This is a genomic window from Aminobacter niigataensis, assembly GCF_946995915.1.
Lineage (GTDB): Bacteria > Pseudomonadota > Alphaproteobacteria > Rhizobiales > Rhizobiaceae > Aminobacter > Aminobacter niigataensis.
The window spans coordinates 4041202-4056662 of sequence record NZ_OX341517.1 but is presented as its reverse complement, the minus strand read 5'-3'; the positions used below and the strand labels follow the sequence as shown (position 1 = coordinate 4056662).

The window sequence follows — 15461 nt, the reverse complement described above, 5'->3', positions numbered from 1 at the left end:
AGTGGGGAGAAAGCCATGATCGGCAAACTCGCGGAATTCCTTGTCTTCGGCTTCGCGCCGCTGGTGATCGGCATGCTTGCGGTTCCGGCCATGGCTACGGCCGACGAGAGTTCGGTCACGGGGGAGGTGTTCTATCGCGAGCGCATCGCCCTGCCGCCGAACGCGGTGCTTGAGGTGCAGCTTGCCGACGTCTCCCTTGCCGATGCCCCAGCCAAAATACTCGGCGAGCAGAAGATCGATCCGGCAGGTCAGGTGCCGATCAAGTTTGCGATTCCCTTCGATCCAACGGCTATCAAGACCAACATGACCTATGCCTTGCAGGCACGCATCAGCGTCGATGGCCAGCTGTGGTTCATCAATGACGAGCGCCACGCGCTCGATCCGCTGACTGCCGGCCCGCAGACGATGATGGTCAAGATGGTCCGCCAGTCGAGCGCTACCGAGGAAGAAAGCATCTTCGATCGCGATTGGGTGGCGCAAGACATCGGCGGCGCAGCGGTCAGCGAGAAGGCCAAGTCGACGCTGCGCATCGGCAAGGACGGCAAGGTTTCGGGTCGCGGCGGCTGCAACGGCTATTTCGGCAGCGCCAAGATCGACGGCAGCAAGATCGAGTTCGGACAGGTGGGCTCGACGCAGATGGCGTGCGAGCAGGCGGCCATGGACCAGGAGCACAAGTTCCACGAGGCGCTTGGCCGTGCCGCTGCCTTCCGTTTCGAGGCAGGCAAGCTGTTCCTGGCCGACAAGGACGGCAAGGACATCGTCCGCTTCGTCGCCAGCTGATTGAATCAGTTTCTCGGCGTTTCATGCCAAGCTGTTGAAATAGCTGGTCTTGCGCTTCGACTGTATTCTTCAAGACAAAGAAAAAGCCGGGGCGCAAACCCCGGCTTTTTTTTATTCTTTGTCAGTGGCTTGAGAGCCGCGGCTTAATCAGCCGACGACCTCGGTGCCCGAGAACCAGTAGGCGATCTCTTCGGCAGCGGTCTCCGGAGCGTCGGAGCCGTGCACCGAGTTCTCGCCGATCGACAGGGCGTGGACCTTGCGGATGGTGCCTTCGGCAGCGTTGGCCGGATTGGTGGCGCCCATCACTTCGCGGTTCTTGGCGATGGCGTTTTCGCCTTCGAGAACCTGGACGATCGTCGGGGCCGACGACATGAACTCGACCAGCTCGCCGAAGAAGGGGCGTTCCTTGTGGACGGCGTAGAAGCCCTCGGCCTCGCGGCGGCTCATCCACACGCGCTTGGAAGCGACGACGCGCAGGCCGGCATCCTCGAGCATCTTGGTGATGGCGCCGGTCAGGTTGCGCCTGGTTGCGTCCGGCTTGATCATCGAAAATGTGCGTTCGATCGCCATGGTAGGTCCTTGTGATATGGGGATTTGCAGTGTGGCGGGCTCTATACAGGCCGCCCGCCGCATTGCCAAGGGGTCAGGCTGCCGCTGGCACCCGGTGTCCGAGACCCGCATGGAGATGGAGGCAGCGGCCGAACCACTCGGCGATGGGGTCATCCGCATCGATTGATTGGAATGTCGTGGCGATGCGCACCCACTGGAATGCCCCGAAGACGATGTAGTCGGCAAACAGCGGGCCGTCGCCGCCGATCCACGGCTGATAGGTCAGCATGCTGCGCAGCGGTTCGAGCGACGCACGGAAGGCGGAGAGGCCGGCGTCGCGTCCTGCCGTCACCTCCTCCAGCGGCTTGCCGTAGCGCGCCTCGCGACTGTGGCGGAAATAGCTTGCATTGGCCTCGTCCTGCATGCCGTGCAGGGCACCGAGGGCGGTAACGCCGAGATAGGGGTGGATGGTCAACTGCGACCAGCGCTCGATGAAGCGTGCATGCGCCTGGCCGCCCTTGCCGCCAAACAGCGTCGGCCGGTCGGGATAGGCTTCTTCGAGATGGAGCGCGATTGCGAAGGAATCGGACACGACCTTGTTGCCATCGCGGATGACCGGGATGGTCGACGACGCGCCGCCTTCTATTTCGGATACTTCGAGGAAACGCGTCGGCACTGCGCGATAGTCGAGCCCCTTGTGGGCCAATGCCATCGCCACTTTCCAGCAGTGCGGGCTGAAGGGGCGGGCAGCGTCGCTGCCGACAAGATCATAGAGCAAAATGGTCATTGGGTTCCCGGTGGGCTGTAGTAAGGAGGGATTGAATGCGAAGCGCCGAAGGATATCAGATGAAGCAGTATTTCATGATGTTGGCCGCCTACAATCAATGGGCCAACGAGCGGATTTACGAGGCCGCGTCCGCCCTCGACGAAGAACAGTTCGCCCGCGACACCGGCGCTTTCTTCAAGTCGATGAGAGGCACGCTGAACCACCTCCTGGTCGCTGACCGCATCTGGATGAAGCGCTTCACCGGCGAAGGCGATGCGCCCGCGGCGCTGGATACGATCGTCCATGCCGACTTCGACAGGCTGCGGGTGGCACGCAAGGCCGAGGACCAACGCATCGTGGAATGGATCGGCTCGCTCAGCGATGCGGCATTTGCCGGCCGCTTCACCTACATGACCGTCACCGACATGCGCACCATTTCGCAGCGGCTGGCGCCAGCGCTGGTTCACCTCTTCAATCACCAGACCCACCATCGCGGACAGGCCCATATGATCCTGACAGTTCTCGGTCGGGAGTCGGTCGGCCTCGACCTCATTCAATTCCAGAGAACGGAAGATGGCAGGGCGTTTGCTTGAAATAGAGATAAATTTTATATTTTAAACATGAAATATAAAAATCATTGGAGCATTTACTCTCGCAAGTAGAGATGGCCGATGACGTAAAGAAAATCTACGGAAAATCAGAAATCGTTGAAACTTATTCCTGGGTTGTAGCGTTAGTCGAAGTGCAGCCGGTTTCAGGTGACTGGTTGTTTCGTTTGGCAACTACAGGGAGAAGGACATGGCCTATTGTTGTTCAAGGACTCTGGTGAAAGCTCTGGCAGGGGGCGTCGTCCTTGCCGCGTTGAGCCTGCCTGCGACCGCACTCGAGATCGGCAGCCGTAGTGGCGGTTTGGGCGTCTCGGTCGATTCTAAGGGCATTGGCGCGACGGTGGGCGGATCGGGCGGCGTCAACGCAGACGTTGGCCTGGGCAGCGGCGGCAGCAAGGGGCTTGCCGGCGCAGATGTCAGCGCCTCGGTCGGCGGCTCGAGGGGCATCAATGCCAATGTCGGCGCGAACGTGGGCGGCAACAAAGGCCTGGTCGATGCCAAGGCCAATGCCACGGTTGGCGGCTCGAGCGGGCTCAATGCCAATCTCGGCGCCAATGTCGGTGGCAGCGGCAGCCTGGCCAAGGTCAGCACCAATGTCGGACTGGGCGGCAATACGCTGCTCGATCTCGGTGTCAATGTCGGCGGTCCCGGCATCGCCGGCCCTGGTGGCCCCGGCGGCCCTGGAGGCCCGGGCATTCCTGGTGTGAACCCCGGTGTAGTCAACGGCATGTCGGCACGGCAGATCGCGGCCTACGTCAAGCGCTGCAAGATGGTGCTGTCGAACCCGATGGCCTTCGAAAGCGACCTGCGCGAACTGTGCAAGTTGCTGCGCACCGCCAGCCGCTGAGGCGCCCAACCAGATTTTTCGGACGGCCCGCGATCTGCGGGCCGTTTCGTTTTCCGAAGGTGCGCATGTTCATGCTCTTCGCCATCCTGTCTGCAGGCAGTGCCGTCTTGTTTGCGCTCGCAGGCGACGCGCTCCTCCGTGCTGCAAGACCGGCTTTCGCCTGAAGCAACGCAGCTATCGCGTTTTCGACCATGCGTTGCGTCTAACGTGCGCCGCGCACCCTTGCCATTGCTGCAACTCTCCGCCAAAACCGCCGCCATGCTTATTATCAATGATCTTTCCCTCCGTATCGCCGGACGCCTTCTTCTCGACCATGCGTCGCTGACCCTGCCTGCCGGCACCAAGGCCGGCCTCGTCGGCCGCAACGGCACCGGCAAGACGACGCTGTTCAAGGCGATCACAGGCGATTTCAGTTCCGAAAGCGGCAGCATCAGCCTGCCCAAGAACACGCGCATCGGCCAGGTGGCACAGGAAGCGCCCGGCACCGAGGAGCCGCTGATCGACATCGTGCTCAAGGCCGATGTCGAGCGCGCGGCACTTCTCGCCGAGGAGCAGACGGCCACCGACCCGCATCGCATCGCCGAGATCCACATTCGCCTGGCGGACATCGAGGCGCATTCGGCCGAGTCGCGCGCAGCGACCATTCTCGCCGGTCTCGGCTTCGACGATGAGGCGCAACGCCGCCCGGCGTCGTCGTTCTCCGGCGGCTGGCGCATGCGCGTGGCGCTCGCGGCAGTTCTGTTTTCGGAACCCGATCTTCTGCTGCTCGACGAGCCGACCAACTATCTCGATCTCGAAGGCACGCTGTGGCTGGAGAACTACGTCTCCAAATATCCCCACACCGTGCTTCTGATCAGCCACGACCGCGACCTGCTCAACCGCGCGGTCAATTCGATCGTCCATCTCGACCAGAAGAAAATGACCTTCTGGCGCGGCGGCTACGACCAGTTCGAGCGTCAGTTTGCCGAGCAGCGCGAGTTGCAGGAGAAGGGCCGCGTCAAGCAGGAGGCGGCGCGCAAGCATCTGCAGTCCTTCGTCGACCGCTTCCGTGCCAAGGCGTCCAAGGCGCGGCAGGCGCAGTCGCGCATCAAGGCGCTGGAGAAGATGAAACCGATCGCGGCGCTGATGGAGGACAATGTGCGTCCGTTCAGCTTCCCCGAACCGGTGAAGACGGTCGCCTCGCCGATCGTAGCACTTGATCGCGTCAATGTCGGCTATCAGGCCGACAAGCCGATCCTCAAGAAGATGACTTTGCGTATCGACGCCGATGATCGCATCGCGCTTCTCGGCGCCAACGGCAACGGCAAGTCGACTTTCGCTAAGCTCCTGGCCGGCCGGTTGAAGGCCGAGACCGGTTCGGTGACGATTGCGCCCGGCCTCAAGGTCGCGATCTTTGCCCAGCACCAGCTGGACGATCTGAGGCCTGAGGAAAACGCCTACGAACACGTGCGCCGGCTGATGCCGGAGGCACCGGAATCGAAGGTGCGCGCCCGCGTCGCCCAGTTCGGCCTTCCCACCGAGAAGATGAACACCGCCGCCAAGGACCTCTCCGGCGGCGAAAAGGCACGGCTGTTGATGGGGTTGTCCGCCTTTGACGGGCCGAACCTGTTCATCCTCGATGAGCCGACCAACCACCTGGATATCGACAGTCGTGAGGCGTTGATCATGGCGCTCAACGACTTTCCGGGCGCGGTGATCCTGATCAGCCACGATCGCCACCTGCTCGAAGCGACGGCCGACCGGCTGTGGCTGGTCAAGGATGGCTCGGTCAACCCGTACGACGGCGATCTCGAGGACTACAAGACGCTGGTGACCGGCGTGTCGGGCGACCGGCGCGAAAAGCGCGAGGCCGACAAGGCATCCAAGGCGGACAAGCGCCGCGAGGCTGCCGCGCGCCGGGCAGCGATGGAGCCGCTGGCCAAGGAAATCCGCGCCACCGAGGCGCTGATGGACCGCATCCGCAAGCGCATCGACAGCATCGAGGATCAACTGGCCGACCCGAAGCTCTATGAGAAAGATCCGACGACGGCGACGCAACTTGCCAAGGAGCGCTCGCAGCTAGGCGCCCAGCTCAATGGCCATGAGGAAAAATGGCTGACCATGTCGGCCGAATATGAGGAAGGCATCGCCGAGTAGGGCTGTTTGCCCTCCCTCTCGTGGGGAGGGTCGGACCAAAGGTCCGGGGTGGGTGTGCTGCGTCCACTATCACCCCCTCCCTACCTTCGGCTCTCTTGGCTGCTTCGCAATCCTCGCTCCCCGACCCTCCCCACAAGGGGGAGGGCAAGTCAGTGCTCCATGCTGGCCCTACACTCGGCGCCGACATCAGGGTAAAAGGGAGACATGAACCAGCACGCCAAGATCAGGATCGGCCATTCGGCCTGCCCGCATGACTGTCCCTCGACCTGTGCGCTCGATGTCGAATTGCTCGACGACAAGCGCATCGGTCGCGTCCACGGCGCCAAGGACAACAGCTATACGGCTGGCGTCGTCTGCGCCAAGGTTGCGCGCTATGCTGACCGCGTCCACCATCCCGACCGCTTGCTGAAGCCGCTGATCCGCGCCGGCGCCAAGGGCGACGGCAACTGGAAGGAAGCGAGCTGGGAGGCCGCGCTCGACCTCGTGGCGGAAAAATTCATCGCGGCGGAGGAGAAATACGGCTCGGAGACGGTCTGGCCCTATTTTTATGCCGGCACGATGGGGCTGGTGCAGCGCGACGGCATCGAGCGGCTGCGCCATGCCAAGAAATATTCGGGTTTTTTCGGCTCGATCTGCACCAACCTGGCCTGGACCGGCTATGTGATGGGCACCGGTGCGCTGCGCGGTTCCGACCCGCGCGAGATGGCCAAGTCCGATTGCGTCGTCATCTGGGGCACCAACGCGGTCGTCACCCAGGTCAACGTGATGACCCACGCGATCAAGGCTCGCAAGGAGCGTGGCGCCAAGATCGTCGTCATCGACATCTACGAGACGGCAACGCTCAAGCAGGCCGACATGGGCCTGGTGCTGAAGCCCGGCACCGACGCAGCGCTGGCCTGCGCTGTCATGCATGTGCTTTTCCGCGAAGGTTTTGCCGACCGCGCCTATCTCGAGAAGTACACCGACGATCCCAAGGGCCTGGAGGCGCATCTGCGCGACAGGACGCCGGAATGGGCAGCCGAAATCACCGGCCTGTCGGTCGACGAGATCGAGGCCTTCGCCCGCTTGGTAGGCACCACGAAAAAGACCTTCTTCCGCCTCGGCTATGGCTTCTCGCGCCAGCGCAACGGCTCGGTCAACATGCACGCCGCATTGTCGATCCCGGCGGTGACGGGTGCCTGGCAGTATGAAGGCGGCGGCGCCTTTCATTCCAATTCGGGCATCTTCAAGCTCAATGGCGAGCTGTTGGAGGGCACGAAGTTTCGCGATCCCGACATCCGCTACCTCGACCATTCGCGCATCGGCCCGGTTCTGACCAACGCCGAGGACGCGCTCTATGGTGGCCCGCCGGTGACGGCGCTGCTGGTCCAGAACACAAATCCGATGAACGTCGCGCCCGAGCAGCGGCTGGTGCGCCAGGGTTTCCTGCGCGACGATCTGTTTTCCTGCGTGCACGAGCAGTTCATGACCGACACGGCGAAGGTCGCCGACGTCGTGCTGCCGGCTACGATGTTCCTCGAGCATGACGACATCTACAAGGGCGGTGGCAACCAGCACATCACGCTCGGGCCGAAGCTGATCGACCCGCCGGAAGGCCCGCGCACCAACCACTATGTCATTGAGGAGCTTGGCAAGCGGCTGGGCGTGGCGCATCTGCCGGGCTTCGGCATGACCGAGCGCGAGCACATCGACGTCATGCTGGCGAAGAAGGGGCTCGGCGATTTCGACACGTTCAAGGAACAAAAATGGGTCGACCTGCAGCCGGAATTCGAGGATGCGCATTTCCTCAAAGGATTTGGGCATCCCGACGGCAAGTTCCGTTTCAAGCCGCATTGGAACGGCGGGGCTGCTCCCAACAAGCCGCCGAAGAGCATGGGCATCTTCGGCCCGGTCGCGCAGTTGCCGGAATTCCCTGATCATGTCGACCTGATCGAGGTGGCGGACGCCGAGCATCCGTTCCGGCTGGCGACGTCGCCGGCGCGCAATTTCCTCAACTCGACCTTCGCCGAAACCCCCGTGTCGCGCGAGAAGGAGGGACGGCCGGAGCTGCTGATCCATTCGGAAGACGCAGCGGCGCTCGGCCTGGCCAATGGCGATCGGGTCGAGATCGGCAACACACGCGGCGAAGTCGTGCTGCACGCCAGGCTGTTCGACAAGATCAGGCGCGGCGTCATCATCGCCGAGGGCATCTGGCCGAATTCGGATCATGAACGCGGCGAGGGCATCAATGTGCTGACTGGTGCCGACGCGCCGGCGCCCTATGGTGGTGCTGCGGTTCACGACAACAAGGTCTGGGTCCGGCCGGCCGGCTGATCCTCAATACGGTCGGAGACTTGTCATGAGCGGCGATCACGATCACGGCGACATGCAGAACACGCCGGAGTCCCGGCTCTGGCTGGCATTCGGCCTGACCGCCAGCTTCATGATCGCCGAGGTCATCGGTGGCGTCGTCACCGGCAGCCTGGCGCTGATCTCCGATGCGATGCACATGGCGACCGACGCCATGGCACTCGCCATTGCACTGATCGCGATCAAGGTCGGCCGGCGCGCCGCCGACCTCCTGCGCACCTACGGTTATGCCCGATTCGAGATCCTGGCGGCGGCATTCAACGCACTGGTCCTGCTCGGCATCGCCTTCTACATCCTCTACGAAGCCTATGAGCGGCTTTATCAGTCGACGGAGATAGCCTCGCTCGGCATGCTCGTCGTCGCGGTCATCGGACTTGCCGTCAATTTCACGTCCATGCGCCTGCTGACCGGTCACAAGGACAAGAGCCTCAACGTCAAGGGTGCCTATCTCGAAGTCTGGGCCGACATGCTGGGTTCGCTCGGCGTGATCGCCGGCGCGCTCGTCATCTGGTTCACCGGCTGGCAGTGGGTGGATTCGCTGATCGCCGTCGGTATTGGCTTCATGGTGTTCCCGCGCACCTGGGTGCTGCTCAAGGCATGCGTCAACATCCTGCTCGAAGGCGTGCCGCCCGGCATGAACCTGGCCGAGGTCGAGCAGGCCATTGCCACTGTTCCGGGCGTCGCTTCGGTCCACGACCTGCACCTGTGGGCGATCACCCAGAGCAAGGCGTCGCTGACGGCGCATGCGGTGCTGGACGTCGACGCCGACGCCGAGACGGTGCGGCGGGCGATCGAAGCCCGGCTGCAGGAGAAGTTCGACCTGCATCACACCACGCTGCAGATGGAGCGCGAGAACTGTGCGCCGCTGGAGCGCATCCACTGACGGTTGCGTTAGTTCAGATCCTTGGGACGCAGGCAATGGGTGAGACGGGCGCTGCCGAAGTTCAGTTCATTCCATGCGCCTTCGAATTGCAGCCTGGCCAGCGCGCCAGTCGAAAACTTGTCGGCAAGGAGCTTCAATGCGTTGTCGTCCGAACCCGAACCGGCGAGTTGAAGCGCGAAGTCCTCGAGACCCGGATTGTGGGCAACCACAAGCAGCGTCATGACCGCATCGGATGCCGATTGCACCTCGGCCAGCAACTCCCGCGCAGTGGCTAGGTAGAGGTCGTCGGGGAAGGCAACCGGAGGCTGAGGAACCGGCCAGCGGGCCGAGGCCAACTGCCATGTCTCGCGCGTGCGCACGGAGGGCGAGACCAGCGCGAGGTCGGGCAACCAGCCGCGCTTGAGGATTTCCTCGGCCATCCTGGGTGCGGCCTTGCGCCCGCGCGGTGCGAGCGGACGGTCGAAATCCGCGAGCGCGGTATCGTCCCAGCTCGACTTGGCGTGGCGCAGAAGCAGAAGTTGCCTGATCTTCGCCATGCCGTTCTTCCCGTTCAGGGCGTGATGCGCGCCAACTGTTCGAGGTCGACCTCTTCGCGCGCCGGGCTGGGAGCAGCGACGGTGTCGTGGCTGGTGGTCTCGGCGAAGCCCGAAAAGGCGGTGCGATTGCCGTCCATCCGTACCTTGCCTTCGGCGAACAGCCTGAGCGCAAGCGGATACAGCCTGTGCTCGGCCTTGAGCACGCGGGCCGAAAGCGTCGGCTCGTCGTCGTCGATCAGCACGGGCACGGCCGCCTGGGCGATGATCGGACCGTCGTCCATTGCGGGCGTCACGAAATGAACCGTGCAACCATGGACACGGATACCGGCATCGAGCGCGCGGCCGTGTGTGTCGAGACCCTTGAACGACGGCAGCAGTGCAGGATGGATGTTGATCATCCGACCCTGCCACTTCTCGACGAACTCGGTGGTCAAAAGTCGCATGTAGCCGGCAAGGGCGACGATCTCGGCGCCGAAAGTGGCCAACGCGGCATCGATGGCCACGTCATGCGCGTCCTTGCTGGCATGGTCGGCGCGGGCAATGACCTTGGTGGCGACGCCACGGCTGGCCGCAATGCCCAGGCCGAGCGCGTTGGGCTGGTCGGAAATGACGCCGACGATCTCGGCCGGGAAGGCCGGGTCGGCCGCCGCGTCGATCAACGCGGCCATGTTGGAGCCGCGGCCGGAGATCAGGATGACGGTACGTTTGCGCGGCGCATTCATAGGGCGAGCGATCCGCGGTAGATCACGCCCGTGTCACGGCGGGGCACGATGCGGCCGATCGGCGTGACCGTTTCGCCTGCCTCCTGCAGCACTGCCGCGACCTGTGCGGCCTGGCCGGCGGCCACGACCGCGATCATGCCGACGCCGCAGTTGAACGTGCGCATCATTTCTTCGGGCGCTACGCCACCGGTCTCGGCCAGCCACGAGAACACGCGCGGCACTTCGATCGCAGAAAGGTCGAGCTCGGCCGAGAACTCCTTGGGCAGGACCCTGGGAATGTTTTCGGGGAAGCCGCCGCCGGTGATGTGGGCCAGCGCCTTGATGCCGTGGGTCTCGCGGATCGCCTTGAGCAACGACTTGACGTAGATGCGGGTCGGCTCGAGCAGGGCCTCTGCCAGCGTCGGTCCGTCGGCGAAGGGCGCGCGGTCGGCCCATTTGACGCCGGATTTCTCGACGATGCGGCGAACCAGCGAATAGCCGTTGGAGTGCACGCCTGAAGAGGCGAGGCCGAGCAGCACGTCGCCCTCGACGACATCGTCGGTCGGCAACAGCTGGCCGCGCTCGGCGGCACCAACGGCGAAGCCGGCGAGGTCGTAATCGTTGCCGTGATACATGCCCGGCATTTCGGCGGTCTCGCCGCCGATCAGCGCACAGCCGGCCTGGCGGCAGCCCTCGGCGATACCCGAGACGATGTCGGCGCCCTGGTTGGGGTCGAGCTTGCCGGTGGCGAAGTAGTCGAGGAACAGAAGCGGCTCGGCGCCCTGGACGACGATGTCGTTGACGCACATGGCGACGAGGTCGACGCCGATGGTGTCGTGCTTGCCGGCATCGATGGCGATCTTGAGCTTGGTGCCGACGCCGTCATTGGCCGCGACCAGGATCGGATCGCTGAAACCCGCCGCCTTGAGGTCGAACAGGCCACCGAAGCCGCCGATCTCGCCATCCGCACCCGGCCGGCGCGTCGAGCGCACCAGCGGTTTGATCTTCTCGACCATCAGGTTCCCGGCGTCGATGTCGACGCCCGCCTGCGCGTAGGTGAGACCCTTGCTGCCTTCGCTCATCGTCAAAATCCTGATGTCCTACGCCTTTTGCGCGCTATTCGCATGAACGGCCCGTTCCCGCAAGCGACACTGGCCCGGTGCGACCGGATGCGCCGGTCAAAGCCGTGGACAGGGCCTGTCCCTTGCGGTCAGGTGAACTGTCGCCCATGTATCGGGAAAAGACAAAGGGTGGATGCCGGTCGTGACGATTCCCAACATGATCACCATCATGAGGCTCATCCTGGTGCCTTGCGTGATCTATGCCATGCTCTCGGCGCGCTGGGACTGGGCCTTTGCCGGATTTGTCATTGCAGGTGTTTCCGACGGCGTCGACGGCTTCATCGCCCGCCATTTCAACCAGCGTTCCGAACTCGGCGCCTATCTCGATCCTATGGCCGACAAGCTGCTGCTGGTCAGCGTCTTCGTGGTCCTCGGCATCATGGGGCACCTGCCTCTGTGGCTGGTCATGCTGGCCGTTTCCCGCGACGCGCTGATTGTCGGCGCGGTGCTGTTGTCGACCATCATGGGGCACCCGGTGAAAGTGCGCCCGCTCATGGTGTCCAAGGTCAACACCGCGATACAGATCGTCCTGGCGGCGATTGTCCTTGCCGAACTTGCCTTTACACTCGAGCTTGGCCCGGTTCGGCCGGCGTTGATAATACTGTCCGGCCTCTTGACCGTGGCTTCCGCTGCAGCCTATCTCGTGGCCTGGCTGAGGCACATGAGCGGTTATGGCGAAGGCGAAACTCCCAACCGATAACGAGGCGGCCGAAGAAGCCGCCGCTGCGGCGTTCCGCAAGCAGATCCGTTTCTGGCTGATCACCGCCGTCCTGTTCGTCGGTTTCCTCTATTTGTTCAGCAACATCTTGCTGCCCTTCGTGGCCGGCATGGCGCTCGCCTATTTCCTCGACCCGGTCGCCGACCGGCTGCAGCGGCTTGGCCTGTCGCGGATCATGGCGACGGTGGTGATCCTCATCTGTTTCATCGTCTTGCTGACGCTGGCGCTGGTGGTGCTGATCCCGGTGCTGGCCTCGCAGATGGCGGATTTCGCCGCCAAGGTGCCGGGATACGTCGAGAAGCTTCAGCAACTGGTCACCAATTTCGACCCGCAATGGCTGGAACAGCGCTTTGGCGTCGATGCGGCCGGCCTGCGCGAGGGCCTCAACTCGCTGCTGAGCACTGGCTTCGGCTTCCTTTCGACCGTTTTCCAGTCGATCTGGAGCTCGGGCGTGGCGCTGTTTTCCATCGCCAGCCTGTTCGTCATCACGCCTGTCGTGGCCTTCTACATGCTGCTTGACTGGGACCGCATGGTTGCCGTCGTCGACAGCTGGGTGCCGCGCGACCACGTCGAGACGGTGCGCCGGCTCGCCACCGACATCAACGCGGCGACCGCGGGATTCGTCCGCGGGCAGGGCACGCTGTGCCTGGTGCTCGGCGTGATGTATGCCATCGGCCTGACGCTGACCGGGCTGAATTTCGGCGTTCTCATCGGCCTGTTCGCCGGGCTGATCAGCTTCATTCCTTATGTCGGCTCGATGGTCGGGCTGGTACTGTCGGTCGGCGTCGCCTTCGTGCAGTTCTGGCCGGACTGGACAATGGTGGTGGCCGTGGCTGCGGTCTTCTTCGTCGGCCAGTTCATCGAGGGTAACATCCTGCAGCCGCGGCTGGTCGGCAAGAGCGTCGGCCTGCATCCGGTCTGGCTGATGTTCGCGCTGTTTGCGTTCGGCGCGCTGTTCGGCTTTGTCGGCTTGCTGGTTGCGGTGCCCGCCGCGGCGGCCGTCGCCGTTCTGGTCCGCTTTGCCATATCGCGTTATCTCGAGTCGCCGCTCTATCACGGCCATGCGGTGCAGCCGCCGGTCGAGGCCCGCAAGGCGAGCGGGACCAGCCCGGATAAATGAACGTGTCGCGCGAGCCCCAGAAACCGCGCCAGTTGCCGCTCGACCTTGGCCATTCGCCGGGCTTCTCACGCGACGACCTCGTCGTCTCAGCGGCCAATGCCCAGGCCGCGTCGCTGATCGACCGATGGCCGGCATGGCCGGCGCCCGTGGTCCTGCTGGCCGGTCCTGCGGGATCGGGCAAGACGCATCTTGCCGCGATCTGGCGCGAGCATGCCGGGGCGTTCGAACTGTCCGCTTCCGACATCTCCACCCATGTCGGCGACATCGGCGCAACGCCGGTTCTGATCGACGACGCCGACCAGGGCAGGCTCGACCAGGACGGCCTGTTCCACCTCATCAATACCGTGCGCGGCGCTGGCTCCAACCTTTTGCTGACGGCGCGCAGCTTTCCTGCCGCCTGGGGTGTCACCCTTCCCGACCTCGCCTCGCGCCTGAAAGCGGCGGCGACGGTTGAGATCGAGGAGCCGGACGACCTGCTGCTGGCAGGCGTCATCACCAAGCTGTTCGCCGACCGCCAGGTCGAGGTCGACCCGCATGTCGTCCAGTTCCTGGTGCGGCGCATCGAGCGGTCGCTGTCGACGGCCATTCGCGTGGTCGACCGCCTTGACCGTGCAGCGCTGGAGCAGAAGACCCGCATCACGCGCACGCTTGCCGCCGAGACGGTCGGTGCGTTCGATGCCGGGCAGGGCGAACTGGGAGTCTGACCGTCAGGCCAATCGCGAGTAGAGCGCCTTTGCGCCGAGCAGAACGGCGAGGATCGTCGCATTTGAGGCGAGGCCGACGAGTATTGATGTCGGAGTATCTACTGCGCTGTTCGCACCGATGCTGAAAGGGATCAGCACGGCAACGAAGACGATGCCCAAGGCGATCGGAATCCAGCGGTTGAGCGTTTGCGCGGTGTTTGCGGCGGTCAGCACCAGTGCGATTAGCAGGCCGATGCGGAACGGGTCGATGAGCTGCGCGAGATAGATGTCGAGATACGGCACTTTTGTTCCTCCCCGAACTAGATGCGCAGGTCAGCGACCAGCTGTCGAGTAAGCCTATGGTCTAGCCGTCCTTCACGGAGCCGCAAGGCAGCGTCACCCCGAGCAGCAGGCGGACCAGGGCCGATTGCTTGGAAACGCCGGATTTGGCGAAGATCGAGCGCAGATGCGAACGCACGGTCTCCCTCGCGATGCCGAAATCGTTGCTGATGGCATCGATCGACCGGCCATCGGCGAGCGCCGACGCGATTCGCGCCTCGCTCGGCGTCAGGTCGAACAGTGCTTGCAGCACATTGGCCGGCGGCGCGCCGGGGCCGGGCAAGGGCATGATGACGAGGATGCTGTGGATGCGGCTGAACAGATCGTGCGCCGAACCGCGCACCGGCAGGAGATGGGCGACGCTGGAAGGCTTGCCGTCGCGGCCGGTGATCGGAAACGACTGAACGATGCCGCGCCGGGTGCCGGCGGACAATGCTGTCAGCGCCGTCTCAAGCAGCGCGTCGGCCTTCTTGTCCGTGATCCGGGCGCGGTCGGTGCCGTCCTGGATGGTGGCCGGTATCAGCTCGTGCATCAGTCCGTTGCAGGCCAGCAGTTGTCCGTGCGCGCCCAGTACCGCCGCCGGCAGGCCCAGGGCCTCAAGCGCGTCGGCGCCGGCATGTGCTTTTTCGAGACCCATGCGGGCGCTGACCATGGCGGCGCGTGCGAGGTGCGGCCGCATCCGGTCGAGCGAATCGACATAATGCCGCTCGAAGGGACCTCGAACCGTCCGCCGCTCCAGGTTGAAGGACAGCACATCCCCCGTTGGAAGCGGGATGTGGGTACCTGCGGCCCAGCCCATGCCTCTCGGACGCAGGAAGTCGCGGTAGATGGGCTCGCTCTCCAGTTCCTCCTCGGTAAAGGCATCGAGGTCGGTGATGAAACCGGGGTAGGCGAGGGCCGAGGCTCGTGCGGCGCGCGCGTTGAGACCATCCAGCCTTCGCGCATGAACGCTTCGACATGCGCTGCGACCGCTTCCGAGGCGGTAAAGGCCGACGCGCCTTGGCTGATGGTGAACAGATAGCCGCCCATCCCCTCGACGGCATGCGCGAGGCCGTCGAGCAATGTCGGCCACTTCTCCGGTACGAAGGAAGCCTCGTAGATCTGGTCGATGAATTTCTCGGAAAGTTCCGGCAATCGTTCACTACTCCCACCCAAGTAGAACGATAGCATCAGGCTTGCGGACGGCAAACTCTGCGACAGGTGCCCAAATGTCGCAAGCGTGGCATTCGCGGATTTGATCGGCGGATTTTGCGGGAGCACGGCACGCGATTTCTGCGGATTACATCCGCCATACGGTCACGTGCCGGAGAGTTGCAGCAAGGCGG

General features: G+C 63.8%; 17 protein-coding genes. 10 read left to right on the top strand and 7 right to left on the bottom strand.

Annotated elements, in window-relative coordinates:
- Positions 1 to 15: 15 nt before the first annotated feature.
- On the top strand, positions 16 to 780 hold the full coding sequence (locus tag O1Y97_RS19785; RefSeq protein WP_318762105.1) for a YbaY family lipoprotein: 765 nt from the start codon (positions 16 to 18) through the stop codon (positions 778 to 780).
- A gap of 147 nt (positions 781 to 927) precedes the next feature.
- Here the strand turns inward: O1Y97_RS19785 and ndk are convergent, their stop codons facing one another.
- Both ndk and O1Y97_RS19775 read right to left on the bottom strand, forming a co-directional pair.
- Entirely contained in the window at positions 928 to 1350 is a 423-nt protein-coding gene (gene ndk, locus O1Y97_RS19780) for a nucleoside-diphosphate kinase (protein ID WP_018427138.1), read from the bottom strand.
- A 73-nt stretch (positions 1351 to 1423) separates the two neighbouring features.
- The gene (locus tag O1Y97_RS19775) at positions 1424 to 2116 is read right to left on the bottom strand and encodes a glutathione S-transferase family protein (protein ID WP_318762104.1); all 693 of its coding nucleotides are present in this window, start codon (positions 2114 to 2116) and stop codon (positions 1424 to 1426) included.
- A 59-nt stretch (positions 2117 to 2175) separates the two neighbouring features.
- Here O1Y97_RS19775 and O1Y97_RS19770 point away from each other — a divergent pair, with 59 nt between their 5' ends.
- The 6 genes from O1Y97_RS19770 to O1Y97_RS19745 all read left to right on the top strand — a co-directional run bounded on the left by O1Y97_RS19770 (position 2176) and on the right by O1Y97_RS19745 (position 8918).
- Positions 2176 to 2688: a DinB family protein gene (locus tag O1Y97_RS19770; RefSeq protein WP_183262401.1), complete on the top strand. Its 513-nt coding sequence runs from the start codon at positions 2176 to 2178 to the stop codon at positions 2686 to 2688.
- 71 nt (positions 2689 to 2759) lie between these two features.
- Positions 2760 to 2924, top strand: coding sequence for a hypothetical protein (locus tag O1Y97_RS19765; protein WP_318762103.1), 165 nt, complete (start codon positions 2760 to 2762; stop codon positions 2922 to 2924).
- Entirely contained in the window at positions 2921 to 3550 is a 630-nt protein-coding gene (locus tag O1Y97_RS19760) for a hypothetical protein (RefSeq protein WP_318762102.1), read from the top strand. The genes O1Y97_RS19765 and O1Y97_RS19760 overlap by 4 nt, the downstream gene beginning before the upstream one ends.
- 258 nt (positions 3551 to 3808) lie before the next feature.
- The gene (locus O1Y97_RS19755; protein WP_108608675.1) at positions 3809 to 5686 is read left to right on the top strand and encodes an ABC-F family ATP-binding cassette domain-containing protein; all 1878 of its coding nucleotides are present in this window, start codon (positions 3809 to 3811) and stop codon (positions 5684 to 5686) included.
- A gap of 204 nt (positions 5687 to 5890) precedes the next feature.
- On the top strand, positions 5891 to 7999 hold the full coding sequence (locus tag O1Y97_RS19750; RefSeq protein WP_318762101.1) for a molybdopterin-containing oxidoreductase family protein: 2109 nt from the start codon (positions 5891 to 5893) through the stop codon (positions 7997 to 7999).
- A gap of 25 nt (positions 8000 to 8024) precedes the next feature.
- On the top strand, positions 8025 to 8918 hold the full coding sequence (locus O1Y97_RS19745) for a cation diffusion facilitator family transporter (protein WP_318762100.1): 894 nt from the start codon (positions 8025 to 8027) through the stop codon (positions 8916 to 8918).
- An 8-nt stretch (positions 8919 to 8926) separates the two neighbouring features.
- Here O1Y97_RS19745 and O1Y97_RS19740 read toward each other — a convergent pair whose 3' ends face one another.
- Genes O1Y97_RS19740 through purM form a run of 3 tightly spaced genes read right to left on the bottom strand, consistent with a single transcriptional unit; the run spans position 8927 to position 11237 of the window.
- Entirely contained in the window at positions 8927 to 9454 is a 528-nt protein-coding gene (locus O1Y97_RS19740) for a SixA phosphatase family protein (RefSeq protein ID WP_318762099.1), read from the bottom strand.
- Positions 9455 to 9468: 14 nt separating this feature from the next.
- Positions 9469 to 10176 carry a phosphoribosylglycinamide formyltransferase gene (purN, locus tag O1Y97_RS19735; protein WP_108608671.1) on the bottom strand — a complete coding sequence of 236 codons (708 nt, stop codon included), beginning with the start codon at positions 10174 to 10176 and terminating at the stop codon, positions 9469 to 9471.
- The gene (purM, locus tag O1Y97_RS19730; RefSeq protein ID WP_108608670.1) at positions 10173 to 11237 is read right to left on the bottom strand and encodes a phosphoribosylformylglycinamidine cyclo-ligase; all 1065 of its coding nucleotides are present in this window, start codon (positions 11235 to 11237) and stop codon (positions 10173 to 10175) included. Before purM ends, purN begins: the two co-directional genes overlap by 4 nt.
- A gap of 181 nt (positions 11238 to 11418) precedes the next feature.
- Here purM and O1Y97_RS19725 point away from each other — a divergent pair, with 181 nt between their 5' ends.
- From O1Y97_RS19725 to hdaA, 3 genes are read left to right on the top strand one after another with little or no spacing between them, the layout of a single operon-like run.
- On the top strand, positions 11419 to 11976 hold the full coding sequence (locus O1Y97_RS19725; protein WP_318762098.1) for a CDP-alcohol phosphatidyltransferase family protein: 558 nt from the start codon (positions 11419 to 11421) through the stop codon (positions 11974 to 11976).
- Entirely contained in the window at positions 11948 to 13114 is a 1167-nt protein-coding gene (locus tag O1Y97_RS19720; RefSeq protein WP_108608669.1) for an AI-2E family transporter, read from the top strand. Before O1Y97_RS19725 ends, O1Y97_RS19720 begins: the two co-directional genes overlap by 29 nt.
- Before the next feature lie 2 nt (positions 13115 to 13116).
- A complete protein-coding gene (hdaA, locus tag O1Y97_RS19715) occupies positions 13117 to 13818 on the top strand; it encodes a DnaA regulatory inactivator HdaA (protein ID WP_318762097.1) in 702 nt (233 codons plus the stop codon).
- Between the two features lie 3 nt (positions 13819 to 13821).
- Here hdaA and O1Y97_RS19710 read toward each other — a convergent pair whose 3' ends face one another.
- Together O1Y97_RS19710 and O1Y97_RS19705 are read right to left on the bottom strand one after the other, a co-directional pair.
- A complete protein-coding gene (locus O1Y97_RS19710; RefSeq protein WP_108608667.1) occupies positions 13822 to 14100 on the bottom strand; it encodes a hypothetical protein in 279 nt (92 codons plus the stop codon).
- Positions 14101 to 14161: 61 nt separating this feature from the next.
- Positions 14162 to 15208: a helix-turn-helix transcriptional regulator gene (locus tag O1Y97_RS19705; protein ID WP_318762096.1), complete on the bottom strand. Its 1047-nt coding sequence runs from the start codon at positions 15206 to 15208 to the stop codon at positions 14162 to 14164.
- Positions 15209 to 15461: the final 253 nt, after the last annotated feature.

Coding starts and splice junctions, on each gene's coding strand:
- O1Y97_RS19785 (WP_318762105.1), top strand. CDS start 16: ATGATCGGCAAACTCGCGGAATTCCTTGTCTTCGGCTTCGCGCCGCTG.
- ndk (WP_018427138.1), bottom strand. CDS start 1,350: ATGGCGATCGAACGCACATTTTCGATGATCAAGCCGGACGCAACCAGG.
- O1Y97_RS19775 (WP_318762104.1), bottom strand. CDS start 2,116: ATGACCATTTTGCTCTATGATCTTGTCGGCAGCGACGCTGCCCGCCCC.
- O1Y97_RS19770 (WP_183262401.1), top strand. CDS start 2,176: ATGAAGCAGTATTTCATGATGTTGGCCGCCTACAATCAATGGGCCAAC.
- O1Y97_RS19765 (WP_318762103.1), top strand. CDS start 2,760: ATGGCCGATGACGTAAAGAAAATCTACGGAAAATCAGAAATCGTTGAA.
- O1Y97_RS19755 (WP_108608675.1), top strand. CDS start 3,809: ATGCTTATTATCAATGATCTTTCCCTCCGTATCGCCGGACGCCTTCTT.
- O1Y97_RS19750 (WP_318762101.1), top strand. CDS start 5,891: ATGAACCAGCACGCCAAGATCAGGATCGGCCATTCGGCCTGCCCGCAT.
- O1Y97_RS19745 (WP_318762100.1), top strand. CDS start 8,025: ATGAGCGGCGATCACGATCACGGCGACATGCAGAACACGCCGGAGTCC.
- O1Y97_RS19740 (WP_318762099.1), bottom strand. CDS start 9,454: ATGGCGAAGATCAGGCAACTTCTGCTTCTGCGCCACGCCAAGTCGAGC.
- purN (WP_108608671.1), bottom strand. CDS start 10,176: ATGAATGCGCCGCGCAAACGTACCGTCATCCTGATCTCCGGCCGCGGC.
- purM (WP_108608670.1), bottom strand. CDS start 11,237: ATGAGCGAAGGCAGCAAGGGTCTCACCTACGCGCAGGCGGGCGTCGAC.
- O1Y97_RS19720 (WP_108608669.1), top strand. CDS start 11,948: ATGGCGAAGGCGAAACTCCCAACCGATAACGAGGCGGCCGAAGAAGCC.